Raw genomic sequence first — 21,290 nt, forward strand, 5'->3', positions numbered from 1 at the left:
TTATAGCACAAAGGAAGCGAAAGATCAATGCTTTCGGCTATTATTTCCGCCATTTTTCATTAAATTGTAACTTTGGATCCACCGGAATCAAAGTCCCCATAATCACTTATTCTCCGCCAGCGCTTTATCCCTGAAAGCCTTGATAACAGCTTCCTGTTCCTCGATCGTATGAGCCAGCTCCGCAACAGGCAATCCAAATTCAACACATTCTGCCAGCTTGCTGTCAACGACAGACTTGCATTTCTTTTTCAGATCATCAAACTCGTCCATGACGTATGGGCTGACTTTGGCTATCCTCAAATCTTTTTTCTTGTTTCTGACATAGGCGGTGTAATTATCCATGTCACGGGTGTAGTCACTGTTTTTACGTTTCTCCCTTATCATCTGATTTTTCAGCCTTTTATTTTCAGCAAGACATTCTTCACGTTCACAACACACAGCTTCTTCCGTTCCGAGAAAATGGCGGTGACAGAACCTGCACTCGCATACTTTTAGCCCCGCATTGAACACTGCGAAACTGAATTCATAGAAGAAAGTGAGCAGAGGCTTATCGGCAACACGATACACTATGTTTGTATTTTCGGTGCGAATGACAGCAAGCTGCGATCTCGGAGTGGCAACAAGTATTTCGCCCGTAGCCGAGTAGTCAAAATTACGCTCATCGTTCATAGCCTGCAATATCTCGTCAAATTGCTTTTGAAGCTCGGCTCTTGCCGTTTCCACCAGCTTTTTATGGTTGAATCTCTCCTTAACATAGTCCTTCGGCATCAGGATAGGCTCACCGATGTTCATATAAGCTACCGTAAGCAGATTACTGTAATACTTGAAAAATACGTTGTCACTGTTTTGGATAACAGCAGACCCGACATTTTTTACAAGCTCCTGAACCTTGATACGCTCATTCAGACCGCTCATCATAGTGATACGGAGATTTTCAAAAATCTCGCTGCGGTTGTTGCGAAAATCCTCAAGCTGAGACAGTATCTCATCAAACGTATAGACCTTTTCTTTTTCAGAAGCCGACAGAAGTTCATTCTTATTGATAGACCACACGATACTCACGGTGTGGTCTTTTTCATTTATACGGTATAACAGCATATTCCAACCTCTCCTTTGATACGAAAACTTGTTTATTCGTATATACTGATTATACGCTTGATACGGTATCTTGTCAAGGATTTTTGCGTATTTTTTCAAAATTCACCGTATATTTTACAGTATATACGAATTTCATTTGCTTTATTATCGTTTCGTATGGTACAATGTTCATGTCAGCAAGAGAAAGACAGCTGACAGCGGAACAACATACTTCATGCTGACCGCAACAATTATAAAGCGCTTTATAAAATATCAAACGAAAGGACGATGATTTATCGTTGAACAATGAAACACAGTGGGCAACACCCACACCCTTACGTCCCGACGGAACAAACCTCCTGCCGTTCCCTGTGAACGCTTTGCCACCTATTATTGGTGACATGGCTGACGCAATTGCGACAACCACCTCAACGGACGTTGCAATGGCAGGGATTTCAATACTCTCGGCGGTGAGCTACTGCTTTTCGGGAGTTTACAGAATGTCCGCTAAGCGTGACCACACCGAACCGCTTGTGCTTTACTCTCTCACCGTGGCAGAACCCAGTTTCAAGAAATCGCCTGTTATTTCTTTGGTGAAGCGTCCTTACGCCACATTCGCCCATGACTGGAACGAGAGCAACAAGCAGGACATTTTCAAGTCGCAGGCTGAACGCAAGCTGTTGCAGAGCAAGCTGGAAGCCCTTGAAAAGAAGAAAGACGTTACCGCAGAGGAGATAGCAAAGCTGCAAACAGAGCTGAGCAACATTCCGCCCAGCAACTTCCGTAGGATAGCCGTGGACGATGTTACCCCCGAATCCCTTGTGAACCTGCTTGAAGAAAATGGCACTCTGCTGATGATCTCCGATGAAGCCGGAATGCTCGGCAATTTCAGCGGACGCTATTCCAACAATGTCCCCAACATTGACCTGCTGTTGAAGTGCTGGAACGGTGAAACGTTCATCAGCGACCGAGCAACAAGGTCGAGTATCGTGCTGAAAAAGCCCTATATGAGCATCTGCCTTGCCTGCCAGCCCTATGTTTTTGACAGCATGATAAACAACACGGCGTTCCGTGGAAGCGGTCTTATCGCACGTTTTCTCTACTGCTTCCCGAAAAGCAATATCGGCACACGCAAGTATGACACGCAGGCTGTCTCCGAAGCGGTGACTGTGAACTACAAAAATTTGGTCTACAAGCTGTTGCAGGACAAGTTCACTTTTCACAGCGATATGGAGAAATATCTCCATTTTGACAGCAAGGCTTACAGCGAGTTCGTTGACTACTACAACAACTACATAGAGCCTCAGCTTGTCACGGACATGGCGTTTTGCAAGGATTGGGGCGGCAAGTATCACGGACTTATCCTGCGTTTGTGCGGTATAATTCACTGCATCAAGTGTGCGCTGAATGGCTGTGATCCTGTTGAAGTTCGTGTCAATCTGGACACCTTTTGCAACGCCATTGAGATAGGCGAGTATTTCCGTGAACAGGCGATATACGCATACAGTTTGGGCGACACTGATTTCGCAACCGTCAAAGCCGAGAGGGTACTTGCCAAGATACGTTCAAAGCATATTCAGCAGATAAGGCAGAATGACCTTTACAAGCTGTGCAGATGTACACTTTTCAAGAATGCCGCCGACTTCGCTGAAACTGTGGAGATGTTGGAGGAATACAACTATATCGTCCGCACCACGAGCAAGGGAACGAACAACAAAACAATGATTGACGTGATCGTCAACCCGAACATTTACAGATGATGAAATCTGTACTTTCCGCATTTTGCACACTTTGTACTTGCAAAATGCTCAAAATGTCCAAAGTTCATAAAACACAAACCATAGAAAAAGAGAGGTTTACACTATGACTACAACAGAAAAGAAAGCTATCGTAGACAACATTCTGGAGCTGCTTATTCAGCTCACCGAGGACGGAGAGAACTCCGCTCCGCAGACCACCAAAGCACCGACCACCGACAAGGTCGAGATGCTGACTATCAAGGAGAGTGCCGCCCTCATCAGCGGACTTTCCGAACACACCGTCCGCCAGCTTGTGAAGCAGGGCAAGGTGAAGTCTGTTCGTACCGGCGAGGGCAGGAATGGAAAAATCCTTGTGAACAAGGCTGACCTGATCGCCTATTTCAACGGGAAGGGGGTGTGAAAAAATGGTCGATATGGAAAAGGTAAAAGCGTTGACTTCTATCCTTGAAGAAAGAAGCGGACTTGAAGTGCGTGAAGCACTGGTTCGTTACTATGATTTTTTGACGGACGATGAAGCTTGGGACTATGATACTGAGCTGGGTTTTCTTCTCAATAAATTCAATATTGAGGTGGACATTCCATTCTGATTTTTGCGATTTTTATGATCGCATTTTGGAATTTTTGTAATGCGTTTTCTGCATTACTGTGTCCACATTTTCGGCTGCTTTGTTAGCCGTCTTAGCCTCGCAGAGCGCAATAGATACTTCTGATAGACGGTCGCTCGGCTGTCGGAAGTGTCTTTGCGTTACTCTTGCCAAGAGTAACAGAAGCAAATTCGGCTCATGCCGAATTTTTCGGTGCTGCGCACCGCTTGCCTGCTGTGCAGGCTTCGATATATATGCCGCTCCGTCGGCAGTTGGCGAATAGCCTTTTACCGCTGTGCGGTATCAAAATTTTAGGAGATGATATTATCGTAAAAAGAACCCTGAGCGGCTGTATCGGCAAGGGTGATCTGAACCACAACAACCGCTCGATAATCACGGCGAACGTAGATAAAGAAAAGATCGCCGATGACATAATAATTTGTCAGCGTTCATTGAAAAAATTATACCATGAACTTTTCGATGAAGCGCTTGAAGAATTCAACGCAAAACAGACAAGGCGTGACAGGAAGATTGCAAACTATCAGGAACATATCCGTCACAGCCGACAGGAGAAAGAATTCTATGAAGTTCTGTTCCAGGTCGGCAACCGTGATGATACGGGTGTGGACTCCGAAATGTGCAAGGAAGCGGCGGCTGTTCTGGAAGAATATGCCCGTTCATTTGAGGAGAGAAATCCCAATTTGAAGCTGTTCAATGCCGTGATACACATGGACGAAAGCACGCCCCACCTGCACCTTGACTTTGTGCCTGTGACCGATGAGAAAAGAAAGAACGGTCTGCGTGTCCGCAACTCGCTGACGGGTGCTTTACGTCAGCAGGGCTGCGAGAGCAAGGGCATCGGCAGGACGATCACGATAGACTGGCTCGAACAAGAGAAGGCTCACATCGGTCAGCTGATGCTGGAACGTGGCATCGAATGGGTGAAGCTGGAAGAAGCGAAAGAGGGTCTGCCGCTGAAAGAATTCAAGCTGAAAAAACGTCAGGAGGAACTTGACGCTGCCGACAAGCTGATAGATATGAAGCTGTCTGAACTGAGTGCTGTGGAGGACAAAGTGCGGTCGGCTGAAAGCACGCTTGCAGTCACAAAGAAAGATATTTCCGAAAGCGAGGAAAAGCTTTCCTCGGTGACAGCAGAAACCGAAAAGGCAGATGCCAAGCTGTCACAAAAGATCGAGCAGGTCAACAAGGCATTGACCTATCTTCCCGATATGGAGAAAAACTTTGATGATGAACACGAATATCTTGTAGCCGTTTCGGAACTCGACAAACTGCTGAAAAGCGGTATGTCAATACTCAGGAACAAGGATTCTATCCTCAGTTGGATAGATACTTTGAAGAGCCTCACGAAAACGGCTATGGAGAAGCAGCGCAAAGCAGACCGCACCATTTTCAGCCTGCACAAGCGTGGTGATGAGTTTATCGCCGAGCGAGATGAAGCCCGAGCGGAACTGAATGCTGTCAGAAAAGAAAATTCGGGGCTTTCTTCCGAGCTGAAAACGGTCAAGTCCGAAAACAGGAGATACAGCGAGGTGTATTCAATGCTTGAAAGGATAGCACCCGATATTCTCGGACAGGCGAAAACGTTGGTGCAGGAAGAAAAAGAACAGCGTCAGCGAGAGCAGGCACAACAGTTAGAATACCGGTCCACTAAAAAGAAAAAATCGTGGGGACTGGAATAACGCAAGATAGAACAAGAGAAAAAATGTTACAGCGCACCTTGACAATGCCGATATATTGCGCTACAATAGGTATTGAAAAGGTACGCTGTGATATTACCGAGGAGGTACATATTATGGCAACTATACAGAAACGTGGCGACAGCTACTCTATCAGGGTGAGCTGTGGCTACGACAGCAAAGGCAAGCAGGTGATCCAGTCCATGACTTGGAAGCCTGAGCCGAAAATGACAGCAAAGCAGATCGAGAAAGAGCTGAACCGTCAGGCGGTCATGTTTGAGGAAGCCTGCAACAAGGGCTATCAGAGCAAGGCTATCAAGTTTGAGGTTTTCGCAGAACAGTGGTTTGAAGAATACGCACGTCCGAACCTCAGAAATACCACATATGAACGAATGCTCCAACTCCGCAAGAGAGTGTATGCCGCTATCGGTCATCTCCGAATGGACAAGATCACTCCGAGACAAATTCAGGCTTTCGTGAACTCGCTTTCAAAGGACGGTGCAAACGAGCGCACAGGCAAGCCACTCGCCCCTAAGACGATAAGGCATAACCTTAGCTTCGTGTCCGATGTGTTCGCCTACGCCGTGAAAATGGGCGTGGTCAGCGACAATCCCTGCGCAAAGGTCACGCTGCCGAAGAACGAGCAGACTGAAAAGAAAATCTATACTCCCGAACAGGTACAGAGATTTCTTTCTCTGCTGAACGATGAACCCTTGAAGTACCGCACTTTCTTCAACCTGATGATCTACAGCGGTTTCCGCCGTGGCGAGATGCTGGGACTTGAATGGAAAGATGTGGATTTTGAGAACAACATCATCAGTGTCCGCCGTACAAGCAACTATACGGCAAAGAAAGGCGTTTACACCGACACCACCAAAACACGCAAGTCCCAGAGAACGCTGAAATTTCCGCAGGAGATCATGGATATGCTCAAAGAGTATAAGGCGGAACAGGACGAGCAGGCGCTCAAATGCGGTGACAAGTGGGTGGAGACAGACCGTCTGTATGTCAAGTGGAATGGTGAACCTATGCAGAACGGCACTCCTTACTTCTGGCTCGGTGAGTTTTGTGAGAAGCACGACCTTCCGTTCTACGGCTTGCACAGCTTCCGACACTTGTTCGCATCGCTTCTTGTCAATCAGGGAGTGGACATCGTGACCGTTTCGGGAGCGTTAGGGCACTCGACAGTTTCTACAACAAGTAATATCTACTGTCATATGTTGGAAGAATCCAGAGCGAAAGTCTCCGATGCCGTCAGTTCGGCACTCGATTTCTCAGGCAAGAAAAAAGAGCCGAAGGGTGCTTGATCCACGGCTCAAACCTCCGCATTTTCAAAATAAAGAACAGATAAAGAACAAGGCGGATTTTCACTATAAAAGAAAAACTCGGAAACGGCGATATTACGCTGTTTCCGAGCATATGGTTTGGTGACCCGTACGGGATTTGAACCCATGATGCCGCCGTGAAAGGGCGGAGTCTTAACCACTTGACCAACGGGCCATAATTTATGGGGCTAAATGGTAGCGGCAACTGGATTTGAACCGGTGACACCCTGGGTATGAACCAAGTGCTCTAGCCAACTGAGCTATGCCGCCATTTATGCCCCATAAACGACTATATTATTATACACTGAATTCCCCGATTTGTCAAGCCTTTTTTGAAGATCGGGCGATTTTTTTTATTTTTGTAGGAACGCCTAAAATATCGCCGAAAATTTCGGCAGCTGATTGTGCATTTTGGCTTGAAAAACGTCCGAAAATGTGATATAATAATTAAAATCATTAATGACTGGGGAATAATTCATAAGATCTGCAGGGAATTTGCTCCCAATGAGAGCCTGCTGATCTTGTAACGACTAAAAGAAAAGAGGTAATAACTATGGCAGATAACCCTATCTATAAGCTCACCTACGGACTTTTCGTGGTGACGGCGAACTTAAACGGTAAGGATAACGGCTGTATCACAAATACAGTCGGGCAGGTGACGAGTGAGCCTAACCGTGTAAGCCTGACCGTCAATAAGGCAAACCTTACCCACGATATGATAGCTCAGACGGGTAAGTTCACAGCATCTATCATAAGCCAGGAGGCTGACTTTGAGCTGTTCAAGCACTTTGGCTTCCAGTCGGGCAGGGAGGTCGATAAGTTTATAAGCTTCCCCGATGTCAAGCGTGCTGAAAACGGCACCCTCGCTGTAACTCAGGGCACTAATGCTTTTATCAGCGCTCAGGTCTGCCAGTCGATAGACCTCGGCACGCATACAATGTTTATCGCAGATGTCGGTGAAACGGCTATGCTCTCGGCGGCACGCTCGGCTGACTATGCTTATTACCTTGAGAATATCAAGCCAAAGCCCAAGCCGATAGCCGTGACAGATGAGGGTCTGACAGTGTGGCGCTGTATCATCTGCGGCTATGAGTATGTGGGTGAGGAGCTGCCTGAGGACTTTGTGTGTCCGCTCTGTAAGCACCCGGCTTCCGATTTTGAGAAGGTAGTCTATGAGCCCGGCGCTGTTCCGGCAGGCATAGCAGGCGACGGCAGTATCATCTGGCGCTGCACTATCTGCGGCTATGAGTATGTCGGCGACGAGCTGCCTGAAAACTTTATCTGCCCGATATGCGGTGTGGACTATCAGAACTTCGAGAAGAAGAAAAGGTAGCGCTGTGAAAAAGCTGATATCATTTTTACTGACGGCTCTGCTGTCTGCTTTCGCTTGCAGCACTGCCCTGCTCGGCTAAGGAGCCTGCGCAGACATAGGCACCCAAGCATGATGACTTAGATGATATGGTGATGACAGAGCCGGGAAACGGTGGGCCGCTGGTCGAGTATGAGGGCGAGGGCTGCAAGATATGTTTGATACAGGCGAGACAAAAGCGCCTTTTCTTGCCGGCGATATGAAAGACGTCATCAGGATAGTAAGGACTGCAAAGCCGGGGTATATGAGCGAGGACGAGGAGAAGCTTTTTAAGCAAATGGCAGAGAAAAACGGTGAATCAGATCTTGTACACGTAAGGATATACCCGGTATATTTTGACGGGCATATCAAGCTTGATAGGAATATCCGTGTGAGGATCGACATACCCGTCGGTGCGCTTGACGGAGGATTGCTGTTGGGTATTTTAGCAACTGTCGTGATAATGAAGATGAAAAACAAGAAATGACATAATGCCGCATGGATATCGTCCGTGCGGTGTTTTTATAGGATATGTTAAAAACATATTATTGCCTTTTGGCTCATAATATGGTATAATAGCTTGTGGAAAAATAAAAGATGAGGAGAATAATGATGATATGCAATAATATACTCGAAGCTCTCGGGCATACGCCGATAATAAGGCTGGGCAGAATGAACGAGCCCGGCAGTGCTCAGATACTTGTCAAGTTCGAGGGGCTAAATGTCGGCGGCTCGGTCAAGACAAGAACTGCCTACAATATGATAAAGGCCGCCGAAAAGCAGGGGCTTATTAATAAAGACACTGTGATAGTCGAGCCGACAAGCGGCAACCAGGGCATAGGCCTTGCTCTTGTCGGTGCGGTGAGGGGCTATAAGACTGTCATAATCATGCCCGACTCGGTCAGCGAGGAGAGGCGAAAGCTCGTAAACCACTACGGCGCAGAGGTCATTCTTATCCACGATGACGGCGATATCGGCAAGTGCATTCAGACCTGCCTTGATACGGCGCTTGAAATGGCCGCCAATGACCCGAACGTCTATGTGCCGCAGCAGTTTGAAAACATCAACAACACCTACGCTCATAAGTATAACACCGCCCTTGAGATACTTGAACAGACAGCCTGCCGGATAGACGGCTTCTGCTCGGGCATAGGCACAGGCGGAACTATCACGGGCATAGGGGAGACACTAAGGTCTCAGAATCCAGATATGAAGATATGGGCAGTCGAGCCGGAGCACGCAGCTATTCTTGCAGGCGGCACGGTCGGTACGCACCTGCAAATGGGCATAGGCGACGGCGTGATACCCCCGATACTCAACACCGGGATATATGACCATATACACATAGTCACCGACGAGGACGCAATAAACACAGCCAAGCGCCTTGCATCTGAGGAGGGCATCATGTGCGGCATATCGAGCGGCACAAACGTTGCAGCCGCCCTTGAAATGGCAAGACAGCTCGGTGAGGGCAAGACGGTCGTGACTATTCTTCCCGACACCGCCGAGAGATATTTCTCAACACCGCTTTTTGAATAACTCTAAGGAGAAATAATATGAAAAAACGACTTATCCCTCTGCTTGCTGCGGCGGCTATGCTTGCCGGCTGTGCAGGCAGCGATACATCGTCATCTCAGTCGCTGACCGACAGCTCCGTTGCTGAAAGCAGCAAGGCAGACAGCAGCAAGGCAGACAGCAGCAGTGCAGAAAATGTTAGATCATCAGACCTTGCACTTGGCGACGTGATGCCTGTGCTTGCGATAGAGACAGAAAAGCAGGGCAGCGATGCGCTCGACTTTGCAACAAAGCCTGTGGCACGCCATGTCGCAGAGAACATCGCCGGCTGGACACCCGGTTATCAGATACCTGACGAGCCCTACTACGAGCAGTGCAGCATAACCGTCACCGGCACGGACGGCACAAAGTCGCTTGACAGCGTGGGCGCACAGGTCAAGGTCAGGGGCAACTGGACTACGACCTACGACAAAAAGCCCTTGCGCATAAAGTTTGATGAAAAGCAGTCGCTCCTCGGCCTAAACGGCGGCAATGAATTCAAAAACTGGGTGCTGCTCGCAGAGTATAAGGACGGCTCGATGCTCAGGAACAAGGCGGCATTTGATATATCAAACGATATCCTCGGCAGGGACGGGCTGTATGCTTCCGATTCGCAGCTTGTCGAGGTGACTATAAACGGTGAATACTTCGGCGTGTATCTGCTGTGTGAGTATTCGCAGGTAAACCAGAACAGGATAGATATAACAAAGCCCGACGAGGGCTACGAGGGCACGGATATCGGCTATTTCCTCGAATTTGACGGCTACTACAGCAATGAGGACAAGCTGCACGGCTTCAAGGTCGGCTATAACGGCGATGCAAAGCTCACCCCATACGACGGTGAGGGCGGCGGCAGGCAGCAGTCGCCTCTTAGCGGCGGCCGCAACTCTGTCGGCATAACGATAAAGAGCGATATCTACTCGCAGGCGCAGCATGACTTCATAGCAGGCTTTGTAGATAACGTATATAACATCATGTATCACGCCGCATATGATAACAAGGCATATGTCTTTGACGATGATTTTTCAAAGATACACGAGACTTCTTCGCTTACCCCTCAGCAGGCGGTGGAAAAGGTCGTCGATGTCGATTCGCTGGCCGATATGTATATCATAAGCGAGCTTACCTGCGATGCAGACCTCTACTGGTCGAGCTTCTTTATGTATGCAGACTTCGGCGAGGGCGGCAGTAACAAGCTCATCTTCGCAAACCCTTGGGATTTCGACTCAGCCCTCGGCAACAAAGAACGCTGCGAGGACGGCACAGGATATTACGCCGCAAACACCCTCTATGATGTCAACAACAGCTACACGACCATAAACCCCTGGCTTGCCGTGCTCATGTATCAGGACTGGTACACCGACATAATAAAGACCAAGTGGAAGGCAGCATACGACAGCGGCATTTTTGATAAGACTGTCAAAATGATAACCGACTCTGCCGATAGTTTAGCTCCTGCATTCGAGCGCAACTACGACAAGTGGGACAATATACGCCGCAATCAGGCCGCAAACGAGCTCTCACGCTCAGCCGCCGCCTGCAAGACTCAGGCCGAGTGCGCCGAATATCTTGCCGAGTGGCTCAAAAAGCGTGTGGAGTTTATGAACGGCTGCTGGAACTGATAACAATGCATAATGCATAATGCACAATGCATAATTGAGGTATCGCCCTTCGGGCGATGTATGGCCATTCGGCCTGTGGTGGGGGCAGCTTTCCTTCAAGGCGGCTCTCTCGCTGATCCCACGCTACGGTAGGGGGGCGCAGCTGCCGCCACCCCCTTCGGGTGCAAAGCCTACGACTTGATCGAAACCGTGCGACCAACACGCCCGAATGGGCATCTGCGGCTTTGCCGCACACCTTCATTATGCATTATGCATTCTTAATTATGCATTTAAAAAAGCCCCCGAGGGGGCTTTTTTTATTTTTCTCCATTTGCGTATCTCTGTGCATCGGTCATGGCGGCTCTTTGCTCTGACTGTTCTTCGAGCGATGAGAGGTCGTTCTGGAACTTTGAACTGTTCACCGTCTTTGAAGCGGCTATCGACGCATCGGCAACGGCATTCCTTGCGACTAACATATCGAGCCGTGCTTCGGCCTTGTTTATCTCGTCCACCATTTTGTCGTGGAGCTCTACCGCCTTGCAGCGTGTCTCATACACCTGCTCACGCTGGGGAGTGATGTCAGCGACCTTTTTGTCAAACTTGTATTTCTCGTTTAAGAACACCCTTGCATCAGCCTCACTGCCGGCTGCGAGAGCCTTCTTGGCGTATGCTGCGTATTCGTTGCTCTTGGCCTGGTAAGCGCTCAGGTCAGCATCTATCTCGCTCAGGCGCTTTGTCAGGCTGCCTACCTGCTCTCTGACATTTGCGAGCCTGACGGTTATGTCTGCTATCTGCAGCTTCAGCTCGTTCTGGTCTTTTGACTTGTCAAAAAGCCCCATGCGAGCACCTCCTTACATAAGGTCGTTATTCATGTTGTCGTATTTTTTCTTAAGCTCGTCTACCTCTGCTGAGCCTGATATGTCAGGCGGCGGTGTCGGGCCCGGGTTGGTCACAGTCGCTCCGGCGTTTGTCTGATAGCCTGCCGTGCTGAATGTGTTCAAGTCCTGGTCTATTATCTGCTGAGCCTTGTTGAGCTCTGCGAGCTTGGCCTTCTTGCGCTTTGACCACCATGTGAGCGATATCACCAGCACGATTATTATCAGTATGATGATAACGGCTATCCACCCGTAGCTCGGGGTCACGGTCATCATTCTGTCGGCCGACTCCCTGAATGCCCTTGCAAACATCTCGTCCTCGTCAAGGTCTGAGTAATAGTAGTGGTCGAGGTAATCAAGCAGTATCTCGCCGCCCTCGTCATCTACCACCGTCTTTGCCTCAACGCCCGTGACATAGCAGGTGTGGTATTCGCCTAAATTCTCATAAAAGACCACCACAAGATGAGCTTCGTCCTCAAACTCCTGGTCGTAAACGTCGTTTGCGAACCTCTCCATCTGGTCTTCGGAGTAAATGCCGCTGCCGCCTATCGAGTCGGTTATCACAAGAAACGGCTGCACGCCTGTCTGCTCGTAAAAGTATTCCATTCCGTCTTCAAGCGTCTTGCTTGATTTTATCCAGCCGAGCCGGTCTGAATAGTAGTCGTCCGACTCTACCAGTGCAGAGGATTCGAGCTTTTCACGCTGGGCGGTCGATCTCTGTATTCCGCCGTCAAGTGCCGAGCCGGCTGATGAAGATATCACCTCTGCAAGGATATACAGCGCAAAAACAATGATAAAAATAATTGCGCCCACCTTGTCAGAGCTGCTCGTGCCCGATACCGAGCGCCTTCTCGGGTTGCTGCCCGAGACCATAGAGCCGATTATATAACCGCTTGCAAAGCTGCTGCCTGAGCTGTGGCGGCTGCTGTGGGAACTGCTATGATAGCTGCTGTGCGAACTGCTGTGGAACGAGCTTCCCGAGTGCGAGCCGAAGCCTCTTGAACCGCCGAAGCCGCCGCCTCTTGAACCGCCGCCTCCTCCACGTCCTGCTCTGCCCATAGTCATTACCTCTTTTCATATAGTATCAAGGCAACACCGCACAAAGACCGCCTGAAGGCTTTGTATGCAATTTGCGCACGATCTTCGTGCGGTGTTGCCTTAGTATTTCTAATAATACTATACCAAATTTTCCCCCTCTTGTCAAGATAAAAGAGCCCCTGAGCGCAGGCGCAATAAAGAGGTATCGGCCTTTGTCCGATGATATTCAGATCATCGTCGCAGCCGATACCCTTATTATTTCTTATTATAGCAGCGGTGATGCTGACTCTGGCATTGTGATATGTCTTTGCCACTCATTTACCAAAATGCATTTTATTTCCTTAAACTGTTTAAGCTGAATATCATTCGTTAAAAAAACATCGCAACCAGAATAAACCGCAGCTGCAAGCTGTATTGAATCCATTGCTTTAAAATTCGGATATTGCGCTCTGATGCGTGCGGCCTTTTTTGATATTTCCAACGTGATAGAACAGATATCGATTTTATAACGTTTTATAAAATCAAATAACACCTCTTGCTTTTCAATGTTTTCTGTTCTGTATGGCATTACAAGATATTCCATACAGCTTATAGTAGAAAAGATAATTTCCTTTTTATCTGATATAAGTTCTTCAAAAATATGAAGTGTCTTTTCTCCGAAATTTTCGTCATTATCAAAAAAGTATATGAGCGGTGCTGTATCCATAAATACTTTTTTAAATTCTGTCATTATCTCTTAACTCCATTACATATTTATCTATTGCCGTCGTATCGTCAAACAGTTTTTTCCCTCTTCCCATAAAGCTTTTTATATCGCCTTTATCAGCACGAACATCACTTTGAAAAGGGTCAAGAACAGTAATTATGACTCTCTGCCCGTTTTTGAGCGTTATTTGCTCATCCATCACAATATGGTCTCCATTAAAGTAACCGCCTGTCGCTGTCATCATATAAATACACTCCTTCCTAATATAATATTCGCTCTTATTGACAACATTATACTACAAACCAACCTGATTGTCAATGCCGCTGCGTTTTTGTTATTCTGCTACATAGTCGTCTTCTACGAGACCGCCGTAATAATATATGTCCCTTTCCTGACCCTCAGGAATGAGTGAGACAAGGTCTGCCTCGTCGATAGTCTCAAATGTCTTTGAGTTTACCGATACAACGCCGTTGTCGTGGAAGAGGTAGTAAACATCGCCGATGTAGATAGCTCTTTCAAAGTCGATGTAGGGGTTCTTGCCCTCGTTTGCCCTGTCGTTCCAGAACTTGGTTACGTCTACTTCGTACTTGTACTCACCAACGAGCTCAAAGCCCTTGCCCTCGGTGTATCTGTAGAACTTGTAGCCTGCCATGTAGATGTCGGAGTCTTCCTTGGCTGTCGTGTCGTCTTCTTCTGTGTCTACAGCATATTCATAGCCGTCCTCATCAATGAAGGTGCTGTATGTTTGCTTTTCAGCGTAGTAGGGGAATGCTATGATGTTTCTCTCAGCATCTATGAGCAGAGCCTTCTCGTCGTATGTTGCAATGCTGCCGACGTAGGAATCCACGTCATCGCCGAACATACTCTTAAGCTCTACCTTGTCAAGCTCCTTGACATTGTTCGGGTCAGAGTTGTCGTATATCGAGAGCTTAAGGCCTGTTACACGGCCTGTATCCTCGTTTGCTGTGTTGCCGAAGCCTACTAATCTGCCTTCTGTGAATGCTCTCATGTGAGTCGAGAAGCCGGGCATCTTGAGCTCGCTTATTATAGTGGGCTTTGCAGGGTCTGATACGTCTATAGCGAATAACGGGTCAGTCTGCATGAATGTTACGATGTATGCGAGCTTGTCCTGGAAGGTAACGCTCTTTATCACCTCGCCGTCGCCGAAGCTCTCGCTCTGACCTAACTGTTCGAGCTTGTCGCTGAATGTGTAGAGATAGTTGTTGTAGATCGTCTTGTAGTTTACGTTGTCATACTTGCGGTCGTTTACAACAACGCTGAGCACGCTGTCTCTGTAGCTGAGCGAATACTTGTCCTTTACCTCGCCCTCTATCGATGTGCTTGCCATAGGTGCGAGTGTGCCGTTTGATGTGTCAAACATTGTCAGGCGTGTGAAGCTCTTCCAGGTGCCGTCTGCCTCGTCAGAGTAGCTGCCTAAGAGTATGAGCCTGTCGGCTGACTGGTATATCTCGTGAGTGCAGCCGAGTGATGACTTGATGCTCACGGGGTGGCACATATCCTTGGTGTCGATAAGCGATACTGTGGTGTAGCCGAGGTTTTCTTTTACATCTTCTGTGGGCACGAATATATCGCCCGAGCTTACATAGTGCTTCTCGCCGTTTACCTTGTATACGGGGGCAAATTCGGGCACGCCTGTTTTCTCGTAGCTATCACTTTCGCAGTACTGAATATTCTGTATTACTGTGAGGTAAAGCTTGCCGTCTACCATTCTTGAATTTGAGTATGTGCCCTGTATCGAATACTTGCCTGTTATCTTAATGTCGTCAATGTTGCTTACATCAAGGTCAACAGCATAGCAGGTAGGCTCGTAAATGGGGCGTATTTCCCTTGACTTGTTTTCCTCGTCCTCGTCATAATGCCACGAGTAGTAATAGCCTGCTGTGCTTTGCAGAACAACTGTCAGCGTGCCGCCGTCAAGATACATCTCACGGGCTGTGTAGCCGCCGAGATCCTCGCTGCAAAGCTTTGTAAAGTCTATCAGCTGACCTTTCATGCTGCCGTTGTCGCAGTCTATGGCGAACACACAGCTGCCTGCGAGGTAGAATATGTCCTCGCCGTTGGTCTTTACTATGTCGGCCTCATCGATGCCTGCTTCCTGATTGTAGGTCTGCGAATAATCGTGGCTGCCGCTGCTGCCTGTTACTGCTGCATCGCTGCTCTTGCCCGTTGTGGCTTCGGGCACTGCCTCGTCTTCGGCAACTGCGTCATTTGTTTCAAGCCCGCCGAAATCGTCTCTGAAGTAGTAGCTGCGGTCTTTGAAGTTTTCCTTTATATACTCGTTAAGTTCATCATAGTTCATCGACTTGAGGCCTGTAAGCTCTACAGACTTGCTGTCTTCATACTCAACGCCTGCATCAGAGGTCTTGATAGTACCTGTCTGGCTGTCATCGTCGTTACTGCTGCTGTCAGCCTTGCTGCTCGATGATGAAGAAGATGTCTGTATGCCGCCGTTTTTCTTGTCAAAGAAGCCTGTGCCGTAAAGATAGCCTGCTGTGCCGCCGCACACGATAGCCAGAGCAGCTGCTGCGCTTATCATTCTCTTTCTTAAGGATATCTTGCTGCGCTTTTGCTCGTATATCTTCTTTTCGATGTTCTCGGGGCTTATCCTCTCGGGAACGGGGGTAGTCTCTTTCATTTTCTCTGTAAACTGATTGTTCTGCATAACTATTCCTCCTCGTCTGACATATCACCAAGCAGTGACCGCAGCTTCTGCTTTGCTCTTGCGATGTGTGAACGGACAGTCGCATGACTTATGCCCGTCAGTTTTGTTATCTCCTCACCTTTGTACCCGCCGATGTATTTGAGCGCTATACATTCTCGCTCGGCATCACTCAGCAGCCCGAGTGCGTCCATTATCTCAACGCCTTCAAATTCACTGCTGTATGCCGCTATATCGACTTCATCGGTGCTCTGCATCTGCCTTGAAGCTATGTATTCTTTTTGTCTGAGCTTTATCTTGGTGATGAGTATCTTCATTATCCAGCCCTTAAAGGCTCCCTCGTCACGGAGCTTTTTTATCCCCGTGAAGGCATCGAGCGCTGCGTCCTGTACACAGTCAGCTGCGTCGTCCTCGTTGCCTAAGTTTGCAAGAGCGTAATAGAATATCTCCTCATACACCTGTTTGTAAAGCAAGGCAAAAGCCTTTGTGTCACCCTTGGCCGCCCGGCTCACGAGTGATATGTCAGTTTGTGTTTTCATAGTTTTTTCTCTCCCGGGATTCTATATTAAAACGCCGTTTTCATATAATAGGTAAGCAGAAATCGCCATAATGTTGCACGTTCATAATTCTTTTACAATTCAATCTAAAATTAAGAGGAATACATATTTTACGACGACAAAGACGAAGACGACAATGACGACGACAGGACAGTATATATCTTCTTCTGTGTCTTCTTCTGTGTCTGTGTTTCTTTCTTTTTCTTTTTCTGTCTCTCTTTCTTCTTCTATGTCTGTATCTGTATCTATGTCTTTATCTATATCTATATCTATATCGGCTTTTTTTGCTTTTGTTTGGTTTCGTTTGGTTTTTAGAATAACCATTTGGTTTTTTATGCATACAATATTTAAAAAAGCCGCCCCATAAAGGACGGCTCTTGATTATTCTTCTATGTATATCTTCTTTATTATCTGCGGCTCAACAGGTCTGTCGGTAAAGTCAGTCTTTACTGCGGCTATCCTGTCAACAGCCTCGATGCCCTCTACCACCTTGCCGAATGCAGCATACTGCCCGTCGAGGTGAGGGGAGTCCTGATGCATGATAAAGAACTGCGAGCTTGCCGAGTTAGGCAGCTGAGAGCGTGCCATTGATATTACGCCCCTGACGTGCTTTATGGGGTTGTTGACACCGTTTGCCAAAAACTCGCCCTTTATCTTTTCCTTGGCACCGCCCATGCCTGTGCCCTGCGGGTCACCGCCCTGAATCATAAAGCCGGATATAACCCTGTGGAAAATGAGCCCGTCATAAAAGCCCTGCTTAACGAGCTTTACAAAATTCTCAACTGTTATCGGTGCGGCCTCGGGATAAAGCTCGAGCTTCATCACGTCGCCGTTTTTCATTTCTATAACTACCATATATTTATTATCCTTCCTTGGTCTTGGGCAGGAAATCAGCGTCATACTGGTTCTTCAGGTCGCTGAAATACTTGGCAACGGGAGTATATTCTCCGTTTCTCTTGCCGAATAAGCCCTTGCTCTTTGGCTCAGTGTACATGATAAAGTCATGCTCGCCGCCTTCCTTTATTATGCAGTAGAGCCTGTTTGTGCGCTTGAAGTGGTCGCCGTCATCGAGATTGCGGTCAAAGCAGCAGAAAATATCCTTTGCGACAAGCTCAGCAAGATTCTGTGTCTTGTTGTACTGGTCAAGATTTGCCCAGTTATCGAGGTCTTCCTTGAAGAATTCGAGCACCGGCACGCCGTTTACATACATCTTCTTGAATATCCTTGCAAGACACCTTGCAGCGTCCTCAGGGGTCAGCTTGTCGAGTCTGACATTCTTGAATTCGAGTATATAGCTCTCCAAAGTCTCGTTGAACAGCTTCACGTAAGGGAAAGGCTTTCCCTTGTCAGAATACTTGATAATAGGATTATCAGTGTTAATGTTCATGGTCGCTTATTCTCCTTGCTATTGCTTTTTTATCTTTATAATTCTAAATTGTATTACCTTCTGGGTGCCTGCGGCAGCGTTGCCATGCTCTTTGCAAGCTCCTCATCGCTTACCTGAGATACCTCGTATACCTTGGCAGCCTCCTCAGCCCTGTGAGCGTTGACCTCATTCATCATGCTGTCTACCATGCTCGAAAGAGCGTCCTGATCGCTTACCTCGGTTATCGACTGATAGAGCTCGTCCTTAGTCTCGTCCTTGGGAGCCTGCTGGAGCTCGCTCATGCCCTTTGCAACTTCCTCGTCGCTTACCTGAGATACCTCGTATACCTTTGCAGCCTCCTCGGCTCTGTGAGCGTTGACCTCATTCATCATGCTGTCTACCTTGCTTGAAAGGTCGTCGGTATTTGCAGAGGATATATCCTGAACGTGAGACTTAAGATATCTCTCGTGCTCCTCCTTGTAGATAGCCTCGTACTTCTCCTGAGCATCAGCCACCTCGCTGTCGTCAACAAGGCCGTACTGCGAGTAGTCTATCTTGGGCTGTGCGCTCTTTTCAGCAAGCTCCTGCTCAAGCTCCTGCATCTTCTTCTTGATATCATCAGGATTGATGGAAGCAGGGCCGTCGAGCGGCTCGGAAACGGCAGCAGCCTTTCTCGGTGAAGGTGTACCGAATATATCATCAGCGTTCACAGTCTTCGGCTTGGCCGCAGGTGTGCCGAAAATATCATCAGCATTCACCGTCTTTGGCTTTACGGAAGGCGTTCCGAAAATATCATCGGCATTGACTGTCTTGGCAGGTGCCGAAGGCTTTATCGGCTCGGGTGTTTTCTTACGGTTGAACAGACCCATTGTTTTTCCCCCTTTAGTATATGATTTGATCTATATGTTTAGTATCAAAGCAGTACCGGAATAATATGTTTATTATAAAAACAATTATATCCCATAATATATAATTCTATTATACACTATTTTTTTGCAAATTGCAAATACTTTTTTATATTTTTTCAGAATTTTTTGGGGTAATTTTATTACAAATCAGTGATGTTAAATTTTAGTTAATGATTAGTTCATCGAATGTTGATAAATGAAGCCCGTTTTTTTGTTATAATATTTTATAGGTATAGATTTATGGACGAATATTATTTACTATTTATATTTATATATCAGAAGGGATTGATCTGAAAAATGGCAAACGTAACAATCGGCGTTACCGCAAAGGAGCTTTTTGCGTGCAACCCTTTCCGTGTGCTCGGCGTACCGGTAAATGCGCATTCAAGTGAGATAGAGGCAGCCTACAACAGGCTCTCGTCGCTTGCAGCAGCCGGCCAGCAGGGTTCATACACTACGGGCTTTGACTTTGATTCACTGCCCAAGCTCTCCAGAACTGCTGCTGATGTAAACACAGCTTACGGCAAGCTCTCAAGCAACGGCTACCGCTGCTTTGCTTACAGCGATCCGCAGTTCACAGTGGCTCTGACCATCGACGATGTAGCGCTCAATCTTCAGGATATAAGCTGCTATGACTGCTTCCTGCGCTGCTATATGTGGCTCGTTATCAACGATAAGGACTTTGAATATCCCGAGATGTGGACAGCGCTCGCTAAATACATAGACAAGCTGATAGATTCGACACCGGCTGAGTGGCCGCAGCTTTTTGACAACCGTTTCCCTGACGAGATGATAGGCCAGGGCGGCCAGGCATTTGCTTCCTTCCACCAGACCTTCTGCGAGATAATCCTTCTCCCTATCAAGGAAATGGTAAGAGGCTCGATGAGATGCCAGAAGGCTATTGATATCTTAAGAGTCGCAAAGCTCGATGTCGATACAGTATATCCGCCGATAGAGATCCCCCAGAGGAACAAGCCTGCTCCCGGCCAGCCGCAGCCTAAGCTCAAGCTCGCCGTTATCGAGGAGGAAATGATAGGCGGCTTCTCCGAGAACAATGACTTCGGTGCTGCATCAGGAAGCTCTATCTCGATAGGCGACCTTGCTGCTCCCGCTGCACCTGCTCCGGCTCCTGCACCTGCTCCGGCACCGGTACAGCAGACACCTGTGAGCTTTACTCAGCCTGCAGCTCCTGTTGCTCCGCCACCGGCACCTGTAAGGCCTGCAGCTCCTGTTGCTCCGCCTCCGGCACCTGTAAGGCCTGCAGCTCCTGCACCTGCCCCGGCTCCTGTAAGCCCGGCACCCTCGCTGCAGCCTACCACAGTTCAGCCTGTGAGCCTTTCGTCAGCACCTGCACAGCCTGCTCCTGCACCCGTGCAGCCGTCACCTGTGACACTTAACAGACCTGTTGCCCCTGCTCCGGCTCCTGCTCCAGCACCTGCTCCTGCACCGGCTCCGGCACCCGTGCCGCACTTTGACCCGATACAGAAGCTCGATAACAGCGGCCCGTCTCAGGCAGTATCGCTCGGCGGTTCTGCATCTGTAAGACCCGGCAACGTTATGCAGGCATCGACCCTCATGAGCGAGGCGGACATAGCGGCCGAGAAAGCAGAGCAGAGTATGTATACAGATACTCTTATCCAGCTGCTGCGTTCGAGCAACAACACCTCTATGAAGGCTGTTGATACAAAGCACGCATTCAACAACGGCGACGTTTCAGAGCTCGGCGACGGCCATACAAAGCAGGAGCTTTATATGGACGAGCTGAAGATAAACTCCAAGCTCTACGATGAGAGCAACCTCACAACAGGCAACGAGATGCCCAAGACCTTTGAGCAGAAGTACAAGAAGATAAACATCGACGATATGCTCAATCCCAAGCTCGTGGGCGCTGAAAGATCTCAGACTGTTGACCCGATAGCTGATTACTACAACAAGGAAAAGAACTTCAAGAAGGCAAGCAGCAGATGGCTAAAGCTCTCGCTTATCTTAGGCCTTGTAGTAGGTCTTATAGTTATCCTTTATATCCTTGATATATTCTAAATCATAAATCGTGAGCCCGGAAGCGCTTATCCGGGCTCTGTTTTTTTGTTGACAACTGATGTATTCTGCCGTGTTCAGGGGCGGATTTTGGCTTTTTTTAATAATTGACATTGTATGTGAGATATGGTATAATTCAAGTGGCCTGACAGGATAAACAGATCAAAAAGCATTACA

Annotated in this window: 21 protein-coding genes and 2 tRNA genes; 10 read left to right on the plus strand and 13 right to left on the minus strand. The window is 48.0% G+C overall.

Going from position 1 to position 21,290, the window contains the following annotated elements:
- Nucleotides 1-102: 102 nt before the first annotated feature.
- Nucleotides 103-1,098, minus strand: coding sequence for a hypothetical protein (locus tag CD05_RS0101180; RefSeq protein WP_028508948.1), 996 nt, complete (start codon nt 1,096-1,098; stop codon nt 103-105).
- Nucleotides 1,099-1,376: 278 nt separating this feature from the next.
- On the opposite strand from CD05_RS0101180, the gene CD05_RS0101185 reads away from it, so the two are divergent.
- The 5 genes from CD05_RS0101185 (at nt 1,377) to CD05_RS0101205 (ending at nt 6,425) form a co-directional block, all read left to right on the plus strand.
- Entirely contained in the window at nt 1,377-2,837 is a 1,461-nt protein-coding gene (locus CD05_RS0101185) for a YfjI family protein (protein ID WP_028508949.1), read from the plus strand.
- Between the two features lie 103 nt (nt 2,838-2,940).
- Entirely contained in the window at nt 2,941-3,237 is a 297-nt protein-coding gene (locus tag CD05_RS0101190; protein ID WP_028508950.1) for a helix-turn-helix domain-containing protein, read from the plus strand.
- A gap of 4 nt (nt 3,238-3,241) precedes the next feature.
- Nucleotides 3,242-3,424 carry a hypothetical protein gene (locus CD05_RS0101195; RefSeq protein ID WP_028508951.1) on the plus strand — a complete coding sequence of 61 codons (183 nt, stop codon included), beginning with the start codon at nt 3,242-3,244 and terminating at the stop codon, nt 3,422-3,424.
- 449 nt (nt 3,425-3,873) lie between these two features.
- Nucleotides 3,874-5,121 carry a plasmid recombination protein gene (locus tag CD05_RS19340; RefSeq protein WP_198021559.1) on the plus strand — a complete coding sequence of 416 codons (1,248 nt, stop codon included), beginning with the start codon at nt 3,874-3,876 and terminating at the stop codon, nt 5,119-5,121.
- A 113-nt stretch (nt 5,122-5,234) separates the two neighbouring features.
- Complete coding sequence (locus CD05_RS0101205) at nt 5,235-6,425, plus strand: site-specific integrase (RefSeq protein WP_028508953.1); 1,191 nt, start codon at nt 5,235-5,237, stop codon at nt 6,423-6,425.
- A gap of 118 nt (nt 6,426-6,543) precedes the next feature.
- Here CD05_RS0101205 and CD05_RS0101210 read toward each other — a convergent pair.
- Together CD05_RS0101210 and CD05_RS0101215 are read right to left on the minus strand one after the other, a co-directional pair.
- Nucleotides 6,544-6,618, minus strand: a tRNA-Glu gene (locus CD05_RS0101210).
- A gap of 18 nt (nt 6,619-6,636) precedes the next feature.
- Nucleotides 6,637-6,713, minus strand: a tRNA-Met gene (locus CD05_RS0101215).
- A 283-nt stretch (nt 6,714-6,996) separates the two neighbouring features.
- On the opposite strand from CD05_RS0101215, the gene CD05_RS16950 reads away from it, so the two are divergent.
- The 4 genes from CD05_RS16950 to CD05_RS0101235 all read left to right on the plus strand — a co-directional run bounded on the left by CD05_RS16950 (nt 6,997) and on the right by CD05_RS0101235 (nt 10,967).
- A complete protein-coding gene (locus CD05_RS16950) occupies nt 6,997-7,776 on the plus strand; it encodes a flavin reductase (protein WP_037322727.1) in 780 nt (259 codons plus the stop codon).
- Nucleotides 7,777-7,966: 190 nt separating this feature from the next.
- Nucleotides 7,967-8,278, plus strand: coding sequence for a hypothetical protein (locus tag CD05_RS0101225; protein WP_028508954.1), 312 nt, complete (start codon nt 7,967-7,969; stop codon nt 8,276-8,278).
- 125 nt (nt 8,279-8,403) lie between these two features.
- Nucleotides 8,404-9,330, plus strand: a complete 927-nt coding sequence (gene cysK / locus CD05_RS0101230) for a cysteine synthase A (protein ID WP_028508955.1) — start codon at nt 8,404-8,406, stop codon at nt 9,328-9,330.
- 17 nt (nt 9,331-9,347) lie between these two features.
- Nucleotides 9,348-10,967, plus strand: a complete 1,620-nt coding sequence (locus CD05_RS0101235; RefSeq protein ID WP_028508956.1) for a CotH kinase family protein — start codon at nt 9,348-9,350, stop codon at nt 10,965-10,967.
- Between the two features lie 296 nt (nt 10,968-11,263).
- On the opposite strand, the gene CD05_RS0101240 is transcribed toward CD05_RS0101235, so the two are convergent.
- The 10 genes from CD05_RS0101240 to CD05_RS16965 all read right to left on the minus strand — a co-directional run bounded on the left by CD05_RS0101240 (nt 11,264) and on the right by CD05_RS16965 (nt 19,037).
- Entirely contained in the window at nt 11,264-11,785 is a 522-nt protein-coding gene (locus CD05_RS0101240) for a PspA/IM30 family protein (RefSeq protein ID WP_028508957.1), read from the minus strand.
- Between the two features lie 12 nt (nt 11,786-11,797).
- Entirely contained in the window at nt 11,798-12,880 is a 1,083-nt protein-coding gene (locus CD05_RS16955; RefSeq protein ID WP_051588750.1) for a hypothetical protein, read from the minus strand.
- A 244-nt stretch (nt 12,881-13,124) separates the two neighbouring features.
- Nucleotides 13,125-13,589, minus strand: coding sequence for a PIN domain-containing protein (locus CD05_RS16960; protein WP_051588751.1), 465 nt, complete (start codon nt 13,587-13,589; stop codon nt 13,125-13,127).
- On the minus strand, nt 13,576-13,809 hold the full coding sequence (locus tag CD05_RS0101255; protein WP_028508958.1) for a hypothetical protein: 234 nt from the start codon (nt 13,807-13,809) through the stop codon (nt 13,576-13,578). Before CD05_RS0101255 ends, CD05_RS16960 begins: the two co-directional genes overlap by 14 nt.
- A gap of 90 nt (nt 13,810-13,899) precedes the next feature.
- Nucleotides 13,900-16,248, minus strand: a complete 2,349-nt coding sequence (locus tag CD05_RS0101260; RefSeq protein ID WP_028508959.1) for a beta-propeller domain-containing protein — start codon at nt 16,246-16,248, stop codon at nt 13,900-13,902.
- A gap of 2 nt (nt 16,249-16,250) precedes the next feature.
- Nucleotides 16,251-16,784 carry an RNA polymerase sigma factor gene (locus CD05_RS0101265; protein WP_028508960.1) on the minus strand — a complete coding sequence of 178 codons (534 nt, stop codon included), beginning with the start codon at nt 16,782-16,784 and terminating at the stop codon, nt 16,251-16,253.
- A 99-nt stretch (nt 16,785-16,883) separates the two neighbouring features.
- The gene (locus tag CD05_RS0101270; protein ID WP_028508961.1) at nt 16,884-17,126 is read right to left on the minus strand and encodes a hypothetical protein; all 243 of its coding nucleotides are present in this window, start codon (nt 17,124-17,126) and stop codon (nt 16,884-16,886) included.
- Nucleotides 17,127-17,183: 57 nt separating this feature from the next.
- The gene (locus CD05_RS0101275) at nt 17,184-17,657 is read right to left on the minus strand and encodes a peptidylprolyl isomerase (RefSeq protein WP_028508962.1); all 474 of its coding nucleotides are present in this window, start codon (nt 17,655-17,657) and stop codon (nt 17,184-17,186) included.
- A gap of 7 nt (nt 17,658-17,664) precedes the next feature.
- The gene (locus tag CD05_RS0101280; protein ID WP_028508963.1) at nt 17,665-18,189 is read right to left on the minus strand and encodes a hypothetical protein; all 525 of its coding nucleotides are present in this window, start codon (nt 18,187-18,189) and stop codon (nt 17,665-17,667) included.
- A gap of 53 nt (nt 18,190-18,242) precedes the next feature.
- On the minus strand, nt 18,243-19,037 hold the full coding sequence (locus CD05_RS16965) for a hypothetical protein (protein WP_028508964.1): 795 nt from the start codon (nt 19,035-19,037) through the stop codon (nt 18,243-18,245).
- Between the two features lie 336 nt (nt 19,038-19,373).
- Here CD05_RS16965 and CD05_RS21260 point away from each other — a divergent pair, with 336 nt between their 5' ends.
- Nucleotides 19,374-21,116 carry a hypothetical protein gene (locus tag CD05_RS21260; RefSeq protein ID WP_028508965.1) on the plus strand — a complete coding sequence of 581 codons (1,743 nt, stop codon included), beginning with the start codon at nt 19,374-19,376 and terminating at the stop codon, nt 21,114-21,116.
- The last annotated feature ends 174 nt before the right edge of the window (nt 21,117-21,290 follow it).

The sequence above is a fragment of the Ruminococcus sp. NK3A76 genome (assembly GCF_000686125.1).
Taxonomy (GTDB): Bacteria; Bacillota; Clostridia; order Oscillospirales; family Ruminococcaceae; genus NK3A76.